General features: G+C 54.8%; 12 protein-coding genes, 1 other RNA gene and 3 pseudogenes. 14 read left to right on the forward strand and 2 right to left on the reverse strand.

Annotation, left to right across the window (positions count from 1 at the left end; translation table 11 throughout):
* Positions 1–388 precede the first annotated feature (388 nt).
* The 11 genes and pseudogenes from JCM12539_RS15310 to JCM12539_RS10470 form a co-directional block, all read left to right on the forward strand.
* Positions 389–1,167 (forward strand): annotated as a pseudogene (locus JCM12539_RS15310) (helicase-exonuclease subunit AddB family protein); the annotation flags it as partial.
* Positions 1,168–2,673: 1,506 nt separating this feature from the next.
* The gene (locus tag JCM12539_RS15315) at positions 2,674–3,231 is read left to right on the forward strand and encodes a PD-(D/E)XK nuclease family protein (RefSeq protein WP_369396106.1); all 558 of its coding nucleotides are present in this window, start codon (positions 2,674–2,676) and stop codon (positions 3,229–3,231) included.
* Positions 3,114–3,590 carry a PD-(D/E)XK nuclease family protein gene (locus JCM12539_RS14870; RefSeq protein WP_162204129.1) on the forward strand — a complete coding sequence of 159 codons (477 nt, stop codon included), beginning with the start codon at positions 3,114–3,116 and terminating at the stop codon, positions 3,588–3,590. Before JCM12539_RS15315 ends, JCM12539_RS14870 begins: the two co-directional genes overlap by 118 nt.
* Before the next feature lie 35 nt (positions 3,591–3,625).
* Positions 3,626–3,874 (forward strand): hypothetical protein, encoded by a 249-nt coding sequence (locus JCM12539_RS10435; RefSeq protein ID WP_054651292.1) that lies wholly within the window; start codon positions 3,626–3,628, stop codon positions 3,872–3,874.
* Positions 3,875–3,884: 10 nt separating this feature from the next.
* The gene (gene addA, locus JCM12539_RS10440; RefSeq protein WP_054651294.1) at positions 3,885–6,626 is read left to right on the forward strand and encodes a helicase-exonuclease AddAB subunit AddA; all 2,742 of its coding nucleotides are present in this window, start codon (positions 3,885–3,887) and stop codon (positions 6,624–6,626) included.
* Positions 6,596–7,624 (forward strand): PD-(D/E)XK nuclease family protein, encoded by a 1,029-nt coding sequence (locus JCM12539_RS13445; protein ID WP_054651296.1) that lies wholly within the window; start codon positions 6,596–6,598, stop codon positions 7,622–7,624. Before addA ends, JCM12539_RS13445 begins: the two co-directional genes overlap by 31 nt.
* Before the next feature lie 50 nt (positions 7,625–7,674).
* Positions 7,675–10,683, forward strand: coding sequence for a helicase C-terminal domain-containing protein (locus tag JCM12539_RS10450; protein ID WP_082405490.1), 3,009 nt, complete (start codon positions 7,675–7,677; stop codon positions 10,681–10,683).
* Between the two features lie 24 nt (positions 10,684–10,707).
* Positions 10,708–11,196 carry a hypothetical protein gene (locus tag JCM12539_RS10455; RefSeq protein ID WP_054651298.1) on the forward strand — a complete coding sequence of 163 codons (489 nt, stop codon included), beginning with the start codon at positions 10,708–10,710 and terminating at the stop codon, positions 11,194–11,196.
* Positions 11,197–11,226: 30 nt separating this feature from the next.
* Positions 11,227–12,428 (forward strand): annotated as a pseudogene (locus JCM12539_RS10460) (pyridoxal phosphate-dependent aminotransferase).
* Between the two features lie 14 nt (positions 12,429–12,442).
* Positions 12,443–13,741: an asparagine--tRNA ligase gene (asnS, locus tag JCM12539_RS10465; RefSeq protein ID WP_054651300.1), complete on the forward strand. Its 1,299-nt coding sequence runs from the start codon at positions 12,443–12,445 to the stop codon at positions 13,739–13,741.
* Between the two features lie 90 nt (positions 13,742–13,831).
* Positions 13,832–14,458: a DnaD domain-containing protein gene (locus tag JCM12539_RS10470; protein ID WP_054651302.1), complete on the forward strand. Its 627-nt coding sequence runs from the start codon at positions 13,832–13,834 to the stop codon at positions 14,456–14,458.
* Positions 14,459–14,673: 215 nt separating this feature from the next.
* Here JCM12539_RS10470 and JCM12539_RS10475 read toward each other — a convergent pair.
* Both JCM12539_RS10475 and recU read right to left on the reverse strand, forming a co-directional pair.
* Positions 14,674–16,959, reverse strand: a pseudogene (locus JCM12539_RS10475) (PBP1A family penicillin-binding protein).
* A 25-nt stretch (positions 16,960–16,984) separates the two neighbouring features.
* Positions 16,985–17,605 carry a Holliday junction resolvase RecU gene (gene recU, locus JCM12539_RS10480; RefSeq protein WP_054651304.1) on the reverse strand — a complete coding sequence of 207 codons (621 nt, stop codon included), beginning with the start codon at positions 17,603–17,605 and terminating at the stop codon, positions 16,985–16,987.
* Between the two features lie 124 nt (positions 17,606–17,729).
* Between recU and JCM12539_RS10485 the strand changes: the two genes are divergently transcribed.
* From JCM12539_RS10485 to rnpB, 3 genes are all read left to right on the forward strand, one after another.
* Positions 17,730–18,302 (forward strand): SLOG family protein, encoded by a 573-nt coding sequence (locus JCM12539_RS10485; protein ID WP_054651306.1) that lies wholly within the window; start codon positions 17,730–17,732, stop codon positions 18,300–18,302.
* Positions 18,303–18,352: 50 nt separating this feature from the next.
* On the forward strand, positions 18,353–18,739 hold the full coding sequence (gene gpsB, locus JCM12539_RS10490; RefSeq protein ID WP_054651308.1) for a cell division regulator GpsB: 387 nt from the start codon (positions 18,353–18,355) through the stop codon (positions 18,737–18,739).
* A 41-nt stretch (positions 18,740–18,780) separates the two neighbouring features.
* Positions 18,781–19,143, forward strand: an RNA gene (gene rnpB, locus JCM12539_RS12865) — RNase P RNA component class B.
* Positions 19,144–19,356: the final 213 nt, after the last annotated feature.

A 19,356-nucleotide genomic window follows, 5' to 3' on the forward strand; every position in this document is an offset into this window, starting at 1 on the left:
CCGCCAGCCCCATACCCCTGACTACACAACGCCGCAATCAACACAGTGATCAACTGTCTAAATTTTCGACAACTAGTAACCTGTAATGCCGGGCCATTTTAACTAATCTGCGTAAAGGTACACAAACTATCCAAATAAGGGCCAGGTAACTGTACCGTAAATTAACTTAGCCCGGCACTGGACACATTATGTGACTGACCACAATGATCAGCCTCCATAAAACTATAGTGCACATTGATTGCTGCCGCCCCACATACAAAGTGCATTTACCACCACAGCACCAGAAAAGTAAATTCACCCCGTGTCAACCCCTGACAACGGTAGGGCAAACGTTGTAACATTAACGGGACAGACGGACTACATAAGCCAGCCATTGGAGGTAGCACGCATGGGTCTACATTTCATTCTCGGTCCCGCCACCGCGGACCACGACCGCGCACTCATTGATCAGGTTGCCGCCACGTTGCGCGCGCATCCTGACGCTGACGTGCTATACCTGGTGCCTAACCACATTAAATTCGAATCCGAAGTGCAGGTGCTTGCCGCACTCCACCAGCAGTTACGGCCGGATGACCACATCTTTGCCCAGAGTCGCCTGCAAGTAATGAGCTTCTCGCGCCTTGCGTGGTACTACCTGAACAACACTGCGATCTACCAGCAGGCGCGCCTCACTCCCGCTGCCGCCGGAATGCGGATTGCCAAAATTATGCGGGACCATGAGGACGAACTGCGTGTCTTTGCTGGCGAACGCACTCACCAGGCTTTACGGCCCGGCTGGTACAGCAACTCAGTGAACTCCAGATGGGTGGCGTCACCGCGGCGGACCTCGACGCCGCGCTCGCAACCATGCCGGATAACGACCGCCACTTGCCAAAGTTGCGGGACCTAGCAACCATCTTGCGCTATTACGAGGCGGATACCGTTAACACCACGAGTAACGCCGACCTTCTACAAGCACTAGCCGACTACCTGCACAAGCAGGACTTAACCAACACCTACGTTTTTATTAGTCACTTTAACGTCCTAGCCGCCCGCGAGGAAGCCATCGTCACCGAGCTCATGACGCGCGCTGCTGCGGTACACGTGGCCATTACGACCGACCGACCGGCAACGACTCAGCCGGCCGCACCCGACTTATTCTTCCCGGGTAAGCGGCTCTATTACCGGTTGTACCAACAGGCACGTACCAACGATGTAGCCATCCAGCATGATTCATTTGCCCCGGCCCGCAAAGTGGCGGTGGGAATTCAGTCAGTTGAACGCTACTGGATTAACGCCACGGCCCTGCGCGAAGTGCCGGAACACCTCGACTTTGCCGGTGTTGATTTAGTGAAGGCGAGCGATCCCTATACCGAGCTACGATCCGTTGCCCGGTCAATTCGTCAACATGTTCAGCGTGACGGGGCCCGTTACGGCGACTTTCTGATTGTTGCCCGGCACTTGAAACCGTACGAAACCATCGTGGACGCGGTTGCCAATGAATTCGAGCTTCCCGTCTTCGTCGACCATGAGCGCGCAATGACGAACCACCCATTAATAGTGTTTGTGGACAGCTTATTCGGCATGCTGGCCCATAACTACGATTATCAAAATACGCTGCAACTTTTACGGACTGAACTCCTGGTGCCGGCGAATATGGACGCTGCGGATTTTCGGCACGCGCTTGACGTGACGGAAAACCACATTCTACGAACCGGTATGTACGGCTCACAATGGGTTAGTCCCAAACCGTGGCAGTACTACCGGGTGCACCCAGATCCCGAACGCGATGATGCTCAGGTGAGTGAGGCGGATAGCGTCAACACGCAACTCATTAATACCATCAAGGATTTAGTAGCCACCACCATTCCGCCGTTTTTCCACCAGCTACACCAAGCAAAGACGGGGCGGGAAATGGCAACGGCTTTGTACCAGTTCTTGAACCAAAGTGGCGTCATCAACCAACTCACCAGCTGGCGGGACGCCAATAACGATGCGGGTAACTTGGTCGATGCTCAAGCCGGGGAGCAGGCCTGGCAAGTGTTGTGCGATATTTTGGACGACTTTGTGGACACGTGGGGCACAGAACCGGCCACCGTGGACCAGTTCAACGACATGATCGACGCGGGGTTCGCCAACGCCACGTACACCCAGATTCCATCCACGCTGGACCAGGTCACAATTTCAGAAACTGGTTTGGCCCGCCTGCAAAAGGCACGGTACGTCTACATTATTGGTGCAACGAGTACCGCCATGCCGGACGCCATTACGGACCGCAACCTGTTAACCAGTGACGACCGACACGTTTTGGCACCATACTTACCCGAGGGAACCTTTCTACCCGATGCCGGAGCGGATACTGCCCTGACGGAGCCATTCTTAAACTACCTCGCATTCGTTGAGGGTACTCAGCAATTAACCCTCAGTTACCCGGTCCACAGTGACGGGGACAACGACCCGTCGCCATATACGTTGGGCATCCAAAACGCCGGCCGTCTACCTTGGACTATCTGGCAGGACGCCACTCCAACAACGCCCGTAGACACTTTGCTCGGCACTCCACGCAGCACGCTCAGTGACGCAATTCGCGTCGCCCGCCAACTCAAAGACACTAACAACGCTATTAGTCCGGCCTGGACCAACACGCTACGGTCAATTAGTAACCACGGTTTACCGGCGCTGACGCATACCCTGATGTCCAGTCTGGACTACACCAACTCGGTGGGGGAACTCGCCCCACAACTGGCACACGCACTGTACGGTAACCATTTAGAGGTGTCCATTTCCCGGCTAGAATCGTTCTACCGGAATCCTTACGAATACTTCCTTAAATATGGCCTTGCGCTCGCACCACGGCCAGAATTCGCGTTGACCCCGGCAGATACCGGTACGTTGTTCCACGCCGTCCTTGACGAGTTGAACCGGCAGGCGGCGGACAAAGGTGGTATTGAAAACCTATCCGACGCCGAGCTCGACCAGCTGGTGCAACAGTTAGTTGCCGATAAGAGTACGGAACCAGGCTTTGAAGTTCTGACCAGCAGTAAGCGAATGCTATTCATTCGGGACTTACTGACGGCGTTGCTGACCCAGTCGGCCCGGGCGTCCGTAACGAGCAACGGCAATCAGGCTTCAAGGTGCACAATACCGAGCTCACTTTTGGCTTTCCCGGTAAGCCGCACAACCTGCCGGCCATCCAGTTGGACTTGCCTGATCAACAATCCGTGCTCGTCCGGGGACGGATTGACAGGCTAGATACCGTCACTACCGGTGATCAGGGCGGTTTCGTGGTGGTGGACTACAAGTCCAGCACCCATAGCTTTAGCGCTGAGGATGCGTACTACGGTTTGGGCATGCAGATGCTCACGTATATCGACGCGGTGCTCCGTGGCTATGAACCGCGACTGGCCCCCGCAGCAGGGGTGTTTATGCACCTACAAAACCCGCGGCTCAAGTACTCACGGGATAAGCAGAAGAGCCTGGCCGCCGCGTTCAAAATGGACGGATTGCTGGTGAACGGGCCGGGGATGGCTGCCTTAGACACGACAGTCACACCGGACCAGCCCGGTTCGTCGGATATTTTCCCGTTCAGATTTCTGAAAAGTGCCAATTAGGAAATAATCACAAGACCGTCACCCCGGAACAATTAGTGGACCTGATCCACCACAACGAAGCACTCATTGTGGCTGCCGCCCAGGCCGTCCTGGCGGGCCACATGGAACTAGCACCAGCGCGCACCGACCAAAAGGCCACCGTCATCACCATGAGTGACTACAGTGCGATCATGCAGTTTGACCCCACTCTGCGGGATAACCAGTACCGGCAACTAACGCCATTATCGTTAGAAGCGGTGCTAGCAAAAATCGCCCAGGAACGGTCTAACAATCAAGAAGGGTAGGGCAAAACACTTGGCAAACTTTACCGCAAGTCAAAAAGCAGCAATCACACATCACGGCCATAACGTTTTGGTGTCGGCTTCCGCGGGGTCTGGTAAGACGACCGTGCTGGTTGAACGGGTGCTCCAATCTGTGCTCCACGGGCAGGATGTTACCCGCTTACTCGTGGTGACTTTCACCAACGCAGCCGCAGCCGAAATGAAGGACCGGATTACGGTCGCCCTCAAGCAAGAACTTACCAACCATCGCCAGGAAATGGACGAGGAGACCCGCCACCACCTGGCGCAACAAATTGGGCTAGTGGCGAGCGCCCCCATCAGCACCATCGATGCCTTTGCACTGCAGATTGTGCAGCAATACTACTACACCATTAACCTGGATCCCGGGTTCCGCATTCTCGCTGACCCCACCGAAGCCATCATGATTCAGGAGGGGGTCTGGTCCGATTTACGCGAAGTGTTCTTCAGTTCCGACGAGGCCGACCGCTTCCGTGCGCTCAGCACCAACTTTGGGACTGACCGCTCCGATGACCCGCTGGCGGACCTGATCATGCGGGTATATGAATATGCACAAACCACCACGGATCCTGACGGCTGGATTGCGGGACTGGCGGATAACTATCGTAATGACCTGACCGCCACTGGACCGCTCATGCAACAGCTACGCAGTACGGCCGGACCGATTGTGGAGCAGGTACAACGCCTGTTGAATCAGGCCGCCGAGCTCCTAGAACCAGAGCCAGCACTGGCCAAAGTTGCGGATAACGTTGCTCAAACGCGGTCGCTGACGGAGATTGTCGCGCAGGCATTACCAGCTGAAAATTACACGGCGGTGCAAACTGCGATTAACGACGTCGATTGGCCCAGGTGGCCGGGCGGCAAAGTAGCCGATGAAGCCGCGAAGGAGACCAAAAACGCGGCCAAGGAACTGCGCGACCAAGCCAAGGATGTTTTCACCAAAAGCCTGGGCCCGCTGTTCGCGCTGAGTGCCAGCGAGCTGGAACCCGCGTTAACCGCTGCGCACGACTTGGTGGATGAGCTCAGCCACGTTTGCTTAGAATTCAAAGGGGCGTACTGGGCAGAAAAGCAACGGCGTCACGTGCTCGACTTTGGCGACATCGAACAGTCGGCCCGCGTTATTTTGGGCCAGGCAGATCCAGATAGTGGCGCTACGGTTGGGCAAATCTACCGTGACGCCTTTGACGAGGTCCTCGTGGACGAGTACCAGGACACCAACCCGCTGCAGGAGGCTATTTTAAACGCAGTCTCCCAGGATGGCGTGGGTAACCGGTTCATGGTGGGTGACGTCAAGCAAAGTATCTACGGATTCCGGCTGGCGGAACCACAATTGTTCCTGGACAAATATGCCCGTTACACACCGAGTGAGAATTTGAGTGGTGACCCCGAGGTTGACCCGGCGCAGATGGGAGTGGGCGAACGCATCAACCTGGCCGAAAACTTCCGGTCCTCCCGCAACATTATTGATTTCACCAACTTGATCTTCAGGCAGGTTATGGACCGCCAGGTGGGCGATATTGACTACCAGGGCGGTGAGGAATTGCTGCTGGGCGCGACGGATATCCCCGCCGACTTTGCCCCCGATACGGAACTACTGATGTACGTACCCGGCGACGCAGAAGAGGGTGCCAACGCAGATCTGGACAAGGATGTCGGCCAGGTCCGCGCGGTCATTGACCGGATTCGCGCACTAATGACACATCCCGAAAAGCGGTTGTACGACCGCAAAAAGGGTGACTACCGCGACCTCGAGTACCGGGACATCACGCTGCTAGTGCCTACGCGGAGCCAAAACCTCCAGATTCAGGAAGAATTCACGGCGGCGGGCATCCCCATCGTGATTAATGACGCCCAGAACTACTTCAAAACCACCGAGTTGCAGGTAATGCTGTCGTTGCTCAAAGTCGTGGATAACCCACTGCAGGAAATTCCGCTAGTGGCGGTGCTGCGGTCTCCCATCGTAGGGATGACCGCGGATGAACTAGCTGTCGTCCGGTTGGCCGACCGCAACGCCCCGTACTACGCGGCCACCGACGCCTTTGTCCGTCAGTACGACGCAGCGACCGCGGACGGCACGACGACCAGTGCTTACCGCAAGCTAAGCCGGTTTAACGACCAGCTACGCGGCTTCCGGGAGTTGGCCCGCGGGAACCGCCTCGTTGACCTTATTTGGTCAATTTACAACACAACCGGCTACCTTGACTTTGTTGGTGGCATGCCGGGCGGCCCCCAGCGGCAAGCCAACCTCCGGGCACTTTATGACCGGGCCCACGCGTACGAGGAGGGCGGCTTTAAAGGACTATTCGCCTTTGTCCACTTCATCGAATTAATGCAGCAACGCGACAAGGACCTCGACACGCCGGTCACCATTGATCCGGATACCAACGCGGTCCACCTGATGACGATTCACGGTAGCAAAGGCCTACAGTTTCCCGTGGTGTTCCTAATGAACGCCAGCCGGAGTTTGCGCAGTAGCGGTAGTCACGGTGGTCAAGCCATCCTGTCCGGTGGTCAAATTGGCGTGCAGTGGTTACAGCCGGACACCCGCGTACAGGTAGCGTTGCCGCAATACGAACTTGTGCGTCAGGAGCGCGATGCCCGCGAGCAGGCCGAAGCATTGCGGGTTCTCTACGTCGCTTTGACCCGGGCCGAACAACGACTATTCGTCGTCGGATACGGTGAAACACAGGCAAAGTTAGAGCAAAGTTGGCGCGACATGGCCAACACCGACGCCTAGTACTACCCGCCTACAACCGGCTAACGGCCAGTTCCTTACTGACACTGATTGGTGGTAGTATCATCCGCCATCCCCAGTATCCAGGGCAGGACATGGCGACCGCCGCTTTGACGAGCGATGCCACCAGCTTCCAAGTATCCTGGATTAACCATCCCGCCACGGTGACCGGTCAAACTGCAGCCGCGCCGATCGTGCAGCCGCCGCTCACCGTGGACGTCGACCAATGGTTTGAGTACCAGTACCCATACACCGCCGCGACACAAACCACTGGCTTTCAGGCGGTATCCGAAATCAAGCGGCTCTTCGATGACCCCTCATTGGCCGAACTCCACGCCGACCCGCAATCAAGCGGCCACCAGGTGGTCGCCGATGGGCAGGACGCACACCGTTTCACCCAAACGTTTGCTACGCCGAAGTTCATGACTGCGGGCGAGGATGAGCGGCCCACTGCTGCCGCCGTAGGGACGGCCACGCACCAGGTACTACAAAGTTTGGACCTACACCAGGCCATTACGCCCGATTACGTTGCTACCGTCATTGAGGACCTTGTTAGCCGCAACTTAATCACCGCACCAGTGGCCCGCAACGTCAACGTTGAGCACGTGGTGGCGTTCTTTACGACGCCTTTGGGGCAAACGTTATTGGCGACCCCCGCGACCGTGCACCGTGAAGTGCCGTTTGCCATGCTGATGCCGGCGGGGGACGTTTTTCCCGCCATGCGTAACGACGAACAAAACCTCCTGGTTCACGGGATTATGGACGGCTTTGTGACCACCGCTGATGGTGTCATTCTGTACGATTACAAAACCGACCATATCGGCCACCATCAGGACGCCGTAGTGCAAAGATACAGCGGCCAGCTCAGGCTCTACGCCCAGGCCCTACGGCAAATTCAACCGGAGCCGGTGGTCGGTTTGCGGCTGGTCCTACTGGAAACCAACACGGTAGTAGCACTCCCCGTAGAAGGGGCGTATGATGGAAATAGTAATAAAAGCTGACGTAGGTACGATCATTAACTACGTGACCTTTTAATTTAGGTGATAAATAAATGGATGCAGACACCATCTACGCAGTAATTGATTTGGAAACTACTGGTACTGACGTCAAGGCCGGTGACCGGATTATTCAGATTGGTTGTGCTTTAATTCAACACCACAAGGTCATCCAGACCTATTCCCAACTGGTTAATCCAGACTCACGCATTCCCGTCGCTATCCAACGGTTAACGGGCATCCACCCGCAGGATCTAGTTTCCGCACCGTACTTTGACGAAATTGCGCCGGCACTGGAACAGATGTTGGCGGATACGGTGATTGTGGCCCACAACGTCAACTTTGACTACCCGTTTTTGAACGCCGAGTTCGAGCGGGTTGGTTTGCGTACCCTCGATAATGACGCGCTGGATACCGTCCAGCTCGCCCAGATTCTATTGCCCAATTCGGTCAGTTACCGCTTGTCCGACCTGACCCACTTGCTGAACATTAAGCACAGTAATCCACACCAGGCCGATAGCGACGCGGTTAGCACCGCCAAGCTGCTCATCGAACTCAGCCGGCGTTTCCGCCAATTGCCGGGACCTACCCAGCAGGAACTGGCCCGGTTAGGTAAGGGGTTGCTACGGGAGACGGGGAAGTACCTCCAATACCTAGCCCGTGACGCGCAGCCACTATCGGGACACTACCTGCAAAAGCGGGGTGTAGTGATTGCCAACCCCGCACCCGAACGCCAAAGCCGTGCCGCACGGGCCGGTCGCGGACTCCAAGAATATCCGCTCAAGGAAGCCGCTAAGCGTAAAATGATTAAGCGCGCGGACCACCTCCGTTTCCGTTACGCTCAGGCCCGGATGATGGACCGGCTATTTAGCAACGCCACTGACGAACAGGTTCCGCTAGTGATTGAGGCCGGCACCGGGCTGGGTAAGTCGTTAGGTTACTTGATACCGTATAGTTTTGTCGCCACCCCAGATAACAAAGTGGTGGTGGCTACGTCGACGACGGTGCTCCAAAGTCAGCTCATGAACGAAACCATTCCGCTGGTCGAACTATTGGTCGGCCACCCGGTGGACGCCGTCACGTTGAAAAGCCCCCGGCATTACATTGACTTGAACAGGTTTGCCACGACGCTCCACGACGACGAGATCAAGGGCATTAGCCTCATTTTGCAGATGCAGATTCTCGTCTGGCTCACCACCACCAAGACGGGGGATTTGGACGAACTGCACACAGCCAGTACGCAGAGTGCCTTCTTCATCCGGATTCAGCATACTGGTAATTTTGGCACGGAATACAGTAATCCGTTCTACAAAGTGGACTTTTACCGTAATGCCCTCCGTCGGGTCGACGCCGCGGCCATCGTGGTGACCAACCACGCCTACCTAGCCGCGCACTACACGGACGACGCTTTTAGTGGCCAACCATTTCTGGTGGTTGACGAAGCACAACACTTCGCTGAGAACGCAGCCAACGCCTTTACGGTCCGGCTCAACCTGAAAAAGCTGCATTACTCGCTCAACCAGTTTGAGCGGATTATTGGGGGCCCGGACGCGCGGGGCTTGGCCGCTATATACGCCGACAACCAAATTATGAGTTACCAGTTACGTAGCCTGCAGCTGGCGACGGACAAGGCCCTCGGTTTAGTGGACGGCATTCAGACGCGACTTTTCCACCACTACTTTGCCCACCAGCAGCGCCCACACAACGGCTTCATGGAGCTCAACCTGAGTCACGAGGACATTCAGGCTATTATCGACCGGTTCACGCCGGTAGCCAAAGACGTGACGGGCTTGGGCAACCAGATTCTCACGATTGCGGAAACGCTGTTAACGGACTACACGCAAAACGAAAACCACTTCCTGACCGGCGATATTAAAACCTTCCAGCACCTTGAGGACGTGGCGGCCGGTCTGGCTGAGCAGTTGCGCCCAATGGCCGCGCTGACGGAGCACCAGCCGCTGCTGACGGACCAGCAGGTGGCCGTGCCTAGCCTGACGCTGCGACACCCGGATGATCTCACCAGTCTCAACGTTAACTGGCGAGTGTTTGATGCTCGGGACCACATTCAGTCATTGTTGCAACGGTTCACCGCCCCAGTGTTCACTGGTGGTACGCTGACTGTGCGCAAAGACGCGCAGTTCCTCACCGGACAGTTAGGTTATAGTTCACTACCAGAATCGCAGGTAATGACACTCCGTAGTCCGTTCAAGTACAAGCAGCAGGCCCGCATTATGATTGCCGCGGACGCACCACACATTAATGAACTGAACGCCAAGCAGTACGCTGATTATCTGACCAACGCCATTGAGCAACTTGCCGACAACGAGCACCAAACGTTGGTCTTGTTTAACTCACTTACGGTCATCGGCAACGTCTTTGCACGACTCAACCGGCGGCCTATTGCCGACCGTAAGGAAATTTTGGCTCAGGGTGTGACCGGATCGGCGGCACGAATTGCGCGGCGGTTCGCCGTCAGCCGTAACAGTGTCCTGCTGGGGGCCGCCAGCTTCTTTGAGGGCGTTGATTATCCCGATAAACAATTGGAGACGGTAATTTTAACAAGATTACCTTTTGATATGCCAAACGACCCCGTAATCAAGGCACGGTATGATAATATAAAGGCTAGTGGTGCCGACCCGTTCGTTCAGGACGCCGTACCCCGGGCCACGTTACGCTTACGGCAGAGTTTCGGCCGGTTAATTCGGCGCGAGAGTGATCGTGGTGTATTCATCGTACTGGACGACCGGCTGACCCGCACCAATTACGGGCGGGGGATGCAAAAGTCGTTGCCATCCGTGACGACGGACTTGCTGCCACTGTCCGCGATGCCTGACGCGTTGGAACGCTGGCTAACACCGGACGAAGCGGAGCAGGCCGCCGCCAAGCGGTTGCTCGATGAACACAAGGCTTCAACGGGCCGCCGACCACGGCGTTCCGCCAAGGACAAAGCCAAGACTAACGGTACTGCCACCCGTAAAGGTACTGGCGAGTCAACGCCAAAAAAAAGCGGCGCCCCCGCCGGCGCAAGCAGAAACCAGCCAGTAAAGAGTAATACGGTCGGCTAGGTATCGATGTGAAAGGAATTTTTCATGCACAATCGTAGTTCTGCCCGCTGGCACAAGTGGGCATTAATCGCTGGCGTCATTGTTGTCGTGCTTTCCATCCTCATTTTCTTCCAGCAGGCACTGCACCCGTACAATAAGTTGCGTAGCCAGGCTGACAGCATTGCGCGCCGTTCCGCCAAAGTAACCAAGATTAACGGTTTCTGGTGGAATACCCGCGATACAAGTTACGTCACGGTCGGCGGACAGCGTAGTGGTCACGCCGTGTACGTGGTCATCAAGCAGAAAAATGGGGCTGTCCACGTCGTGCGGCAGAGCGCGGGGACGACCCGCAACGAGGCACTCAGTCAGGCCTGGAAGCAACTGGACCCGCAGCGGGTACTCAACGCCTCTTTGCGTTACCAGGGTAAAAACCTGGTGTGGGACGTGGCGTACAAGACCAAGCAGGGCCGTTTGGGGTACGTGACTTATTCATTTCGAACCGGTAAGCAAGTGGAGTTAATCAAAAACATATAACGATGGGCAACCATCATTTGGAGGTGCTCTATGCAAGTTTCTAACCGCTTAGCCAAAGTTAATCCTAGTGCCACCCTGGCCATGAGCCAGAAAACCAATGAACTCAAAGCGGCGGGGGCCGACGTCATTAACTTGACCATGGGCCAGCCCGATTTTGAGACGCCCAAGTTCATTGAACAGGCCGCCATCGACAGCATCAACGCCGGTCAGGCCAGCTTCTACACCCAAGCCACCGGGTTGCCAGAACTGCGTGCGGCCATCAGCGGCAATATCGAGCGCCGCACGGGGTACCATTACGATACCAACCAAATTATTGCGACTGACGGGGCCAAGTTTGCCCTCTATTGCTTGTTCAACGCCATCCTGAATCCTGGTGATGGGGTCATCATACCCACACCAGGGTGGGTCTCCTACGTCGAACAGGTCCGTTTGGCGGGGGGCGTCCCACAGGCAGCACCCGCAAGCAACGGGTTTAAGGTGACCGTTGATGACCTGGATCAGGTCGTCAACCAGCACACTAAGGCCCTCATCATTAACAGCCCGCAAAATCCGAGCGGGACGATTTACTCCCGCCAGGAATTAACGCTCATTGGTAACTGGGCACTCCGGCATGACGTCATGATTGTCAGTGACGAGATCTACAGCGACCTAACGTATAATGGTGAGGACGCGCCATCAATGCTGTCGCTCGATCCAACTATCAGCGCCAACACCATCCTTATCGGCGGGGTATCCAAGTCCTACGCCATGACTGGTTGGCGGATTGGTTACGCTGCGCCCCGATTGCCGTCGCCAAGGCCATGGCGACAATTTGTAGCCACGCAACGGGGAATCCCGCCGCGGTCAGTCAGTACGGTGCCATTGCAGCGTTTAACAGTGATGGTAGTAGCACCGAAACCATGCGGCTTGCGTTTGAAGACCGGTTGAACACGATTTACCCGCTGTTCAACCAAATTCCGGGCTTCAAGTTAGAGGAAAAGCCTACCGGTGCCTTTTACCTGTTCATTAACGTGAAGGACGCCGTGACCAATTTGGGGTACGACTCCGCCGACGCCTTTGCCATGGATTTACTGGAAAAGACTGGAGTAGCCGTAGTACCCGGCCGTTCCTTTGGTAATCCGAACTACATCCGCATTAGCTACGCGGCCGCCAAGGATAGCCTCCTTGAAGCCGCCAACCGGATTGCGGACTTCGTTACGGGTTCCAGCACACCACATACTGCAAACGATTAGGAGAAATTAGCAACATGCCAGAACAGATTACAATTAGTGAAGCATCCCAGCACGTTAACGAAACCGTCAAGATCGGCGTTTGGCTCACCGACAAGCGTAGCAGCGGCAAGATTGCCTTCCTGCAACTTCGCGACGGTACAGCGTTCTTCCAGGGCGTCGTCCGCAAGAATGACGTGAGTGAAGAAGTTTTCCAGCAGGCAAAGGAACTGCGCCAAGAGACCAGCTTTTGGGTGGTTGGTGAAATTCACGAAGACGCCCGGAGCCACTTTGGCTACGAAATTCAGGTGCAAGGCATTGAGGTAATCGGCGATAGTGAGGATTACCCCATCACGCCTAAGGAACACGGAATCGAATTCCTGCTGGACCACCGGCACCTGTGGCTGCGTAGTCGCCGGCCCTTTGCGATTATGCACATCCGTAACGAAGTAATTCGCGCAACGTACGAGTTCTTCAACCAGGAAGGGTTCATCAAGATGGACCCGCCAATTTTGACGGGCTCCGCACCAGAAGGGACTACGGAGTTATTCCACATCGACTACTTCGATCATGACGCCTACCTGAGCCAGAGTGGTCAGCTGTACATGGAGGCCGGGGCAATGGCGTTTGGCAAAGTGTTCAGTTTTGGGCCAACGTTCCGGGCTGAAAAGAGCAAGACCCGGCGTCACTTGACCGAGTTCTGGATGATTGAACCCGAGATGGCGTTCATGCACCAGGACGAGAGCCTCGTGGTACAAGAAAAGTACGTGTCTTACCTCATTACCAAGATTATTGAAAACTGTGAGTACGACCTAAAGTTACTGGACCGGGACCCCGAAGATTTACGGAAGTTCACCAAGCTACCGTTCCCACGGATTAGCTACGATGAGGCCATCGACATGCTACAAAAGGGCGGCTTCGACACTAAGTGGGGCGACGACTTTGGCTCACCAGAAGAAACGTACTTGTCCGACCAGTTTGAGCAGCCCGTCTTTGTTCTGAACTACCCGAAGAGCATCAAGCCGTTCTACATGCTGCCGGCCGCCGACCGCGACGACGTGTATGTTTGTGCGGACCTGCTTGCACCAGAGGGCTACGGGGAAATTATTGGTGGTTCGGAGCGTGAAGTTGACTACGATAAGCTCGCTAAGGCCATCAAGGACGCAGGCCTCAATGAAGAGGACTACCAGTGGTACCTCGATTTGCGTGAATATGGTAGTGTGCCGCACTCCGGCTTTGGTATGGGCCTTGAGCGGTTCCTGACATGGATTTGCAAGTCGGACCACTTACGGGAAACGATTCCGTTCCCACGGATGCTAAACCGTTTGCAGCCGTAATGAATAATGAGTACCCACGTGGCCGCATAGCAATTGCTTGCGCACGTGGGTTTAGTGACATAATATTTGCAGTTAGAAGGGGGAAAACACATGGGGACAATTGACGACCTATTAGCCGCGGGCACCCTCAGTTTCTCGGACATTATTTGGTCTGAGTTCGCATCATCGTCACTCACTCGGGACGAATTGGTGGTTTACCTGTACATTGACCGTCACTTACAGCAACACCACGATGCACCTAACTTGCAGGAGCTGGCCCAGAGCACCAAGATGACCAGCACCGAGTTCAACCGGGCCGTCGCCAGCCTGGTCAGCAAAGGCGCCATTACTATCAGTGCCAGCACTGACTCCCAAGGACGGATGCTGGACGTGTACGATACGACACCATTGGTTAAGCAGTTACTTGCCGCCAAGCAACCGGCTGACAATCAGGCTAACATGAGCGGTTTAGAGGCTGATCCGGTGCGCAATCTGCAACAACAGGTTGAAACCGAGTTTGGTCGCATGCTGACACCAATTGAACAGCAAACCGTGAGGGCGTGGATGAACGAAGATCACTACGATCCCGACGTGGTGGCACTAGCCTTACGCGAAGCGGTGCTCAACCAGGCGTACTCCCTTAAGTATATGGACCGGGTCCTGATCACCTGGGAAAAGCGCAACCTGCGTACGGTTCAGGCAATTAAGCAAGCGCAGCGGGAATTTAACGAACTATAGTTTTAATAGTTTTCCGGATAACGGTCGCCACTAACACACAACAACGGGTGTAGTTAGTGGCGACCGTTTTTTTATCGGGGAGGGTAGAGTAGCAGCAATAAGTGTGGATAATTTTGCTTATGTTAACCTGCAACAAATCAACCTACTCACAGCACAAAAAAAGTTCACCTCCTTGGTCTAGCAACGGACCAAGAGGTGAACTTCAATTTGGGGCGTTATTGCTGCGCCGAGCTACTACTACTACCAGATGCCGTCCCCGACGAACCACTAGATGGCGTCGAAGCTGATTCCGTCGAGTTAGAATCCGCGCTAGAAGACGAGGATGTCGACGACGACTCACTACTACTGGAGCTAGAACTGGACGAGCTACTGGAGCTGGAACTTGAACTAGATGAACTGCTGGAACTCGAGGAGGACTTGCTACTGGAGCTCGAGCTCAGGGAGTCGCTCACGTCGGTAGAATTGCTTGCCGCCGTGCTGCCCTTAACGAACAGCTCAGAACTCTTGGTACCGAGTACCGAAACGGTTTTCCGCAATACGGTGTCTGGCTTAGTCCAGTTGGTATTGGAGACGTTCTGGTTTTGGTACACGTAACTCATCATGTACTTGTAGATGTACGCCGCAATTTTTTTCCTCGGACGGGGTTACGCCGTTCTTGCTGGACTGATCGTACCCTGTCCAAACGGAAACCACGCGTTGCTTAGTGTACCCAGTAAACCAGCTGTCCTTCACGGCGTCTTCATACTTCAAAGTAGGATTTTCGGCCATCACCGTGTCGGAGTAGTCGGTCGTCCCGGTCTTTGCCGCGGCGTAGAGGCCGGAAATCGCCCCGGACGTCCCAGTACCCTTAGTCAGCACGCCCTTCAGCATATCCGTAATCATGTACGCCGTATAGCCTGACATCGCGCGCTTCCCGGTCGAACCGTAGTTGGTGGTCAGGCCGTCCGCCGTCGTAATTTTGCGGATATAGGTCGGTTTGTAATAGGTACCACCGTTGGCAAAGGCGCCGTATGCCCCGGCTTCAGTCAGGGTCGACATGCTGGCACCAATAGCCGCGGAGTAGTACTGCTCGTTCTTGGCCAAGTTGACGCCCAGCCCAGATGCAAAGGTGAGGGCCTTACTCAGCCGACTTTGGCCAGCGTCTTCACGGCTGGAATGTTCCGCGACTGCTCCAGTGCTTTGCGCATGGTCATTTTGCCGTCATAACGGTTATCCCAGTCGTTAACGGCCGTATTGGTGCCCGGGTAGTTGTACGCCGAATCATCCAGCACCGTGGCCGTTGACTCCTGCAGGTACTCAATGGCCGGACCGTAATCCAAAATTGGCTTCATTGTCGAACCGTTGGACCGGTCACTCGCAATAGCACGGTTGTACGCTAGGCGCACGTTACCCGTCTTGCGCCCACCAATTTGTGCAAGCACCGCACCGTTATTCGGGTCGGTCATCGTGACGGCCGTTTGGAACTTATTGTCCGGGAAGTTCACGTACTGGTCACTATTAACAATATCGTACAGACGGGTTTGAGCGTTCATATCGAGGTTGGTGTAAATCTTCATCCCGGAAGTGTAGGGGTTCTCGCCCGTCTTCTTTTTGACCTCTTTGATTACGCCCGTCAGGTAGCTGTCAACAATCTTATCGGTTTTTGTGGTGCTCTTGGTTGTTGACGACTGTGAAACCAACCCATCGCCAATGTTCGTAGCCTTAGCCTTAGCTGCGTCGCTAGAGGAAATTTCCTTGTCCCGTAGCATAGCGTTAATTACCTGGTTACGCCGGTTCGTAGCGGCTTCGGGGTGCGCCACTGGATCGTAGGACGATGGTGCCTGCGCTAACCCCGCAATAAACGCGGTCTGGGCCAGCGTCAACTGGCTAAGTGACTTGTTATAGTAGTACTTTGCCGCGGTAGCCATACCGTATTGGCCGTGATTCATGTACACCTTATTAATGTAGAACTCCAAAATTTGGGATTTGCTGTAGCTGCGTTCCACCTTAAATGCCAACCAGGCTTCCTGGGCCTTACGCTTGATGGTCTGGTCTGAAGCCTTGGTTGAGAAGTAAGACAGTTTGACCAGCTGCTGCGTGAGCGTACTGGCCCCCTGGAGATCACCGGAGCTAGTCACGTCAGACAAAGCCGCTTGGGCGATGCGCAGCGGGTCAATACCAAGCTTCTCAGAGTAAAAATGGCGGTCCTCGATTGAAACCACAGCTTGCTTCAGTTGCGTGGGTATCTTGCTACTAGAAACGTATACCCGGTTTTCTAGCCCCAACGTGGTGATTTCATCGCCGTTAGCGGCGTAAATAATCGAACTACCGTCGCTCTTAAGCTTAGATTCAGCTAGGGCGGGAGCAGACTTGGCATACCACGCAAAGAGTCCGACACCCAGCAAGAATAAAACTGCGACCACGCCGACAATCCACTTAATTAGCCGACGCCACGAAAAACCCTTCTTATTACTGGGCTTGTTACTACTAGCTTGTCGTTGCTCTGCGCGCTTTCGCGACATGCGTGATGGTTCTTCTTCGCCATGTTTAGCCACGTGTGGCACCTACTTTCTGTGAAATTAACCAGTCAACCCCATCTAGATAGGGAACACGGGGCTGAATCTTGGGGGTGAGCTCAAAGCCGTCATGCTCAATGGTCGACAAAGTGATTGACTTCCGGGCTCCATCAGCCTGAGCATCCCAAGCCGCAATGAGCGGGGAGGCGGGGTAGACGAACAGACGCTCTAAGCGCACAAAACGCATGACCACAAAGCAAATACCTTTCTGTACCAGGCAAGCACGCATGTGGTCGACTTGATGCTGATGAAAGTTTTTGAGGGGAAAACTCGCTTTATTTTTGGTTTCCTTGGCCTCGAAATCCAGGTAATACCCGCGATAAATCCCGTTATAGTCAGTTGTGGAGGGCGTTTTAAAGTAACCCTCACGAATGACCGCCTTACTGCGCTGGGGGTAATCCACTTTGACAATTTGAATCGGTGTGGGCTTCTTATGCACCACGGCGCGACCGGTGCTCAAATAGTACTGGTTGGTCCCGTTCAGCTCGTCCTCAAGGGTCATCCCGCGGCCACCATAAATCGTGGCGGGGGCTGCCGGTTTTGCGAGCGCATGTTGTTTATACGCACCGCCATTGGGATAATGTATCGTCATGTTCTTCACACTCCATAGGGTGATTATAACAAAAATTCTTCATACAAAGGGCATAATACTACCAGTATTAGCGGCCGGCTTGCGCTATAATAAGTTTATGACCACGAGGCAAAGGAGAGTCAGTATGCGTGAGCGCGTGTGGGTCACCGGATACAGGGCGTATGAATTATCCGTATTCAACGATAATGATCCCAAGGTCACCGTCATTAAATATTCTTTAAAGAGCCAGCTCACCCAATTACTGGACGAGGGGTTAGAGTGGATAATAACAGGTGGACAGCCGGGAGTGGAACAATGGTCGGCCGAGGTTGGCCTTGAACTGCAGGCAGACTTCCCACAGTTACGGGTAGCCGTGATGGTCCCTTTCACCGACTTTGGCGGACGCTGGAAGGAAGAACGCCAAGCGCAGTTGGCGGCGTTACGCGCGCGGGTGGACTTTACGGCGTCAGTTGGCACCACACCGTATACAAGCCCCCGCCAATTAGTAGCATACGGTGACTTTATGAGCACGCACACTGATTTAGCGCTAATGGTTTACGATCCGGAGTTTCCTGGTAAGGCCCAGTACGACTACGAACGCATCAGTCGCTTGGCGGCACGGAGCGATTATTCGGTGCGCATGACGACGATGGACGACCTCCAGGAAGCCGCAAATGAATATGGGGAACTGCAAAATGACCGTTCCCAAAACGAGTAGCTTATGATAAGCTTATTGATGGCCTGATTGATTATGAACGGGGTGGAACGATGGATGCACAGAATGACGGACAAATGAATGTCCACTATACGCCACAAGATATCTTGAACAAGCAGTTTAAGAGTAAGATGCGTGGTTACGACCAGGACGAAGTTGATTCGTTCCTCGACGATATTATCAAGGACTATGAAGCCTTTGAGAAGGAAATTACGTCGGGCAAAGAAGAAAATGCACGTCTAATTAGTCGCGTGGACGAGCTGACCAAGCAGTTGAACGTGTCAAAGGGTGTTGCTGCCCAAACGCCACAGGCAAACGTTGCGGCAACGAACTACGACATTCTCAAGCGCTTGAGCAACTTGGAGCGTCACGTCTTTGGTAGCAAGCTGAGTGATGGCGGGGCCCATGCCGCGACACCAAACAGTCAGCGTCCAGAATAATTAAGGCATTGCTACCGGTACGGAGAGTGCCGGCACCTGTAAGTCTCGAGTAATCGCGGTCTACTTTGGTAGGCTGAGGAAAGTCCATGCCCGCACAGGCTGTGATGCCTGTAGTGTTCGTGCCAGGCCCAATAAGCCTGGGTGCCGTGCAAACGGTAACGGCAGCGGAACGCGCTAAAGCTTCGGCCACGCGCCAGTACGTTTGAAAGTGCCACAGAAACGATGCCAACGGGAAACCGTTGGATTGGAACGCGGTAAACCCCGCGAGCGAGTAACCCAAACTTTGGTAGGGGCGCTTTACCATGGGAATTGAACCAACGGCAAAGCAGTAGAAATACTGAGATAGATGATTACTGAAGGGTGACCTGCCTGAGGCCACCTGGAACAAAACATGGCTTATAGAGACTTACAGGCAGGCGGGGGACCCAGAGATGGGCCCTCTTTTTGTATAGAGCGAACCCCCGGGTGGCTTTGGGACGGAGGTGTCGTGCCCTGCGCCCTGATTGCTACGGAGGTGGTTGACGGCAGCGTTGGTCGGACCGGGGAGCTGCGGCTTTCGTGGGGCACTCCATGGTAATCCACTGCTAGGGCGAAGGCTCCAACCCGCCAAGTGCAGG

The sequence above is a fragment of the Lacticaseibacillus pantheris DSM 15945 = JCM 12539 = NBRC 106106 genome (assembly GCF_001311175.1).
Classification (GTDB): Bacteria; Bacillota; Bacilli; order Lactobacillales; family Lactobacillaceae; genus Lacticaseibacillus; species Lacticaseibacillus pantheris.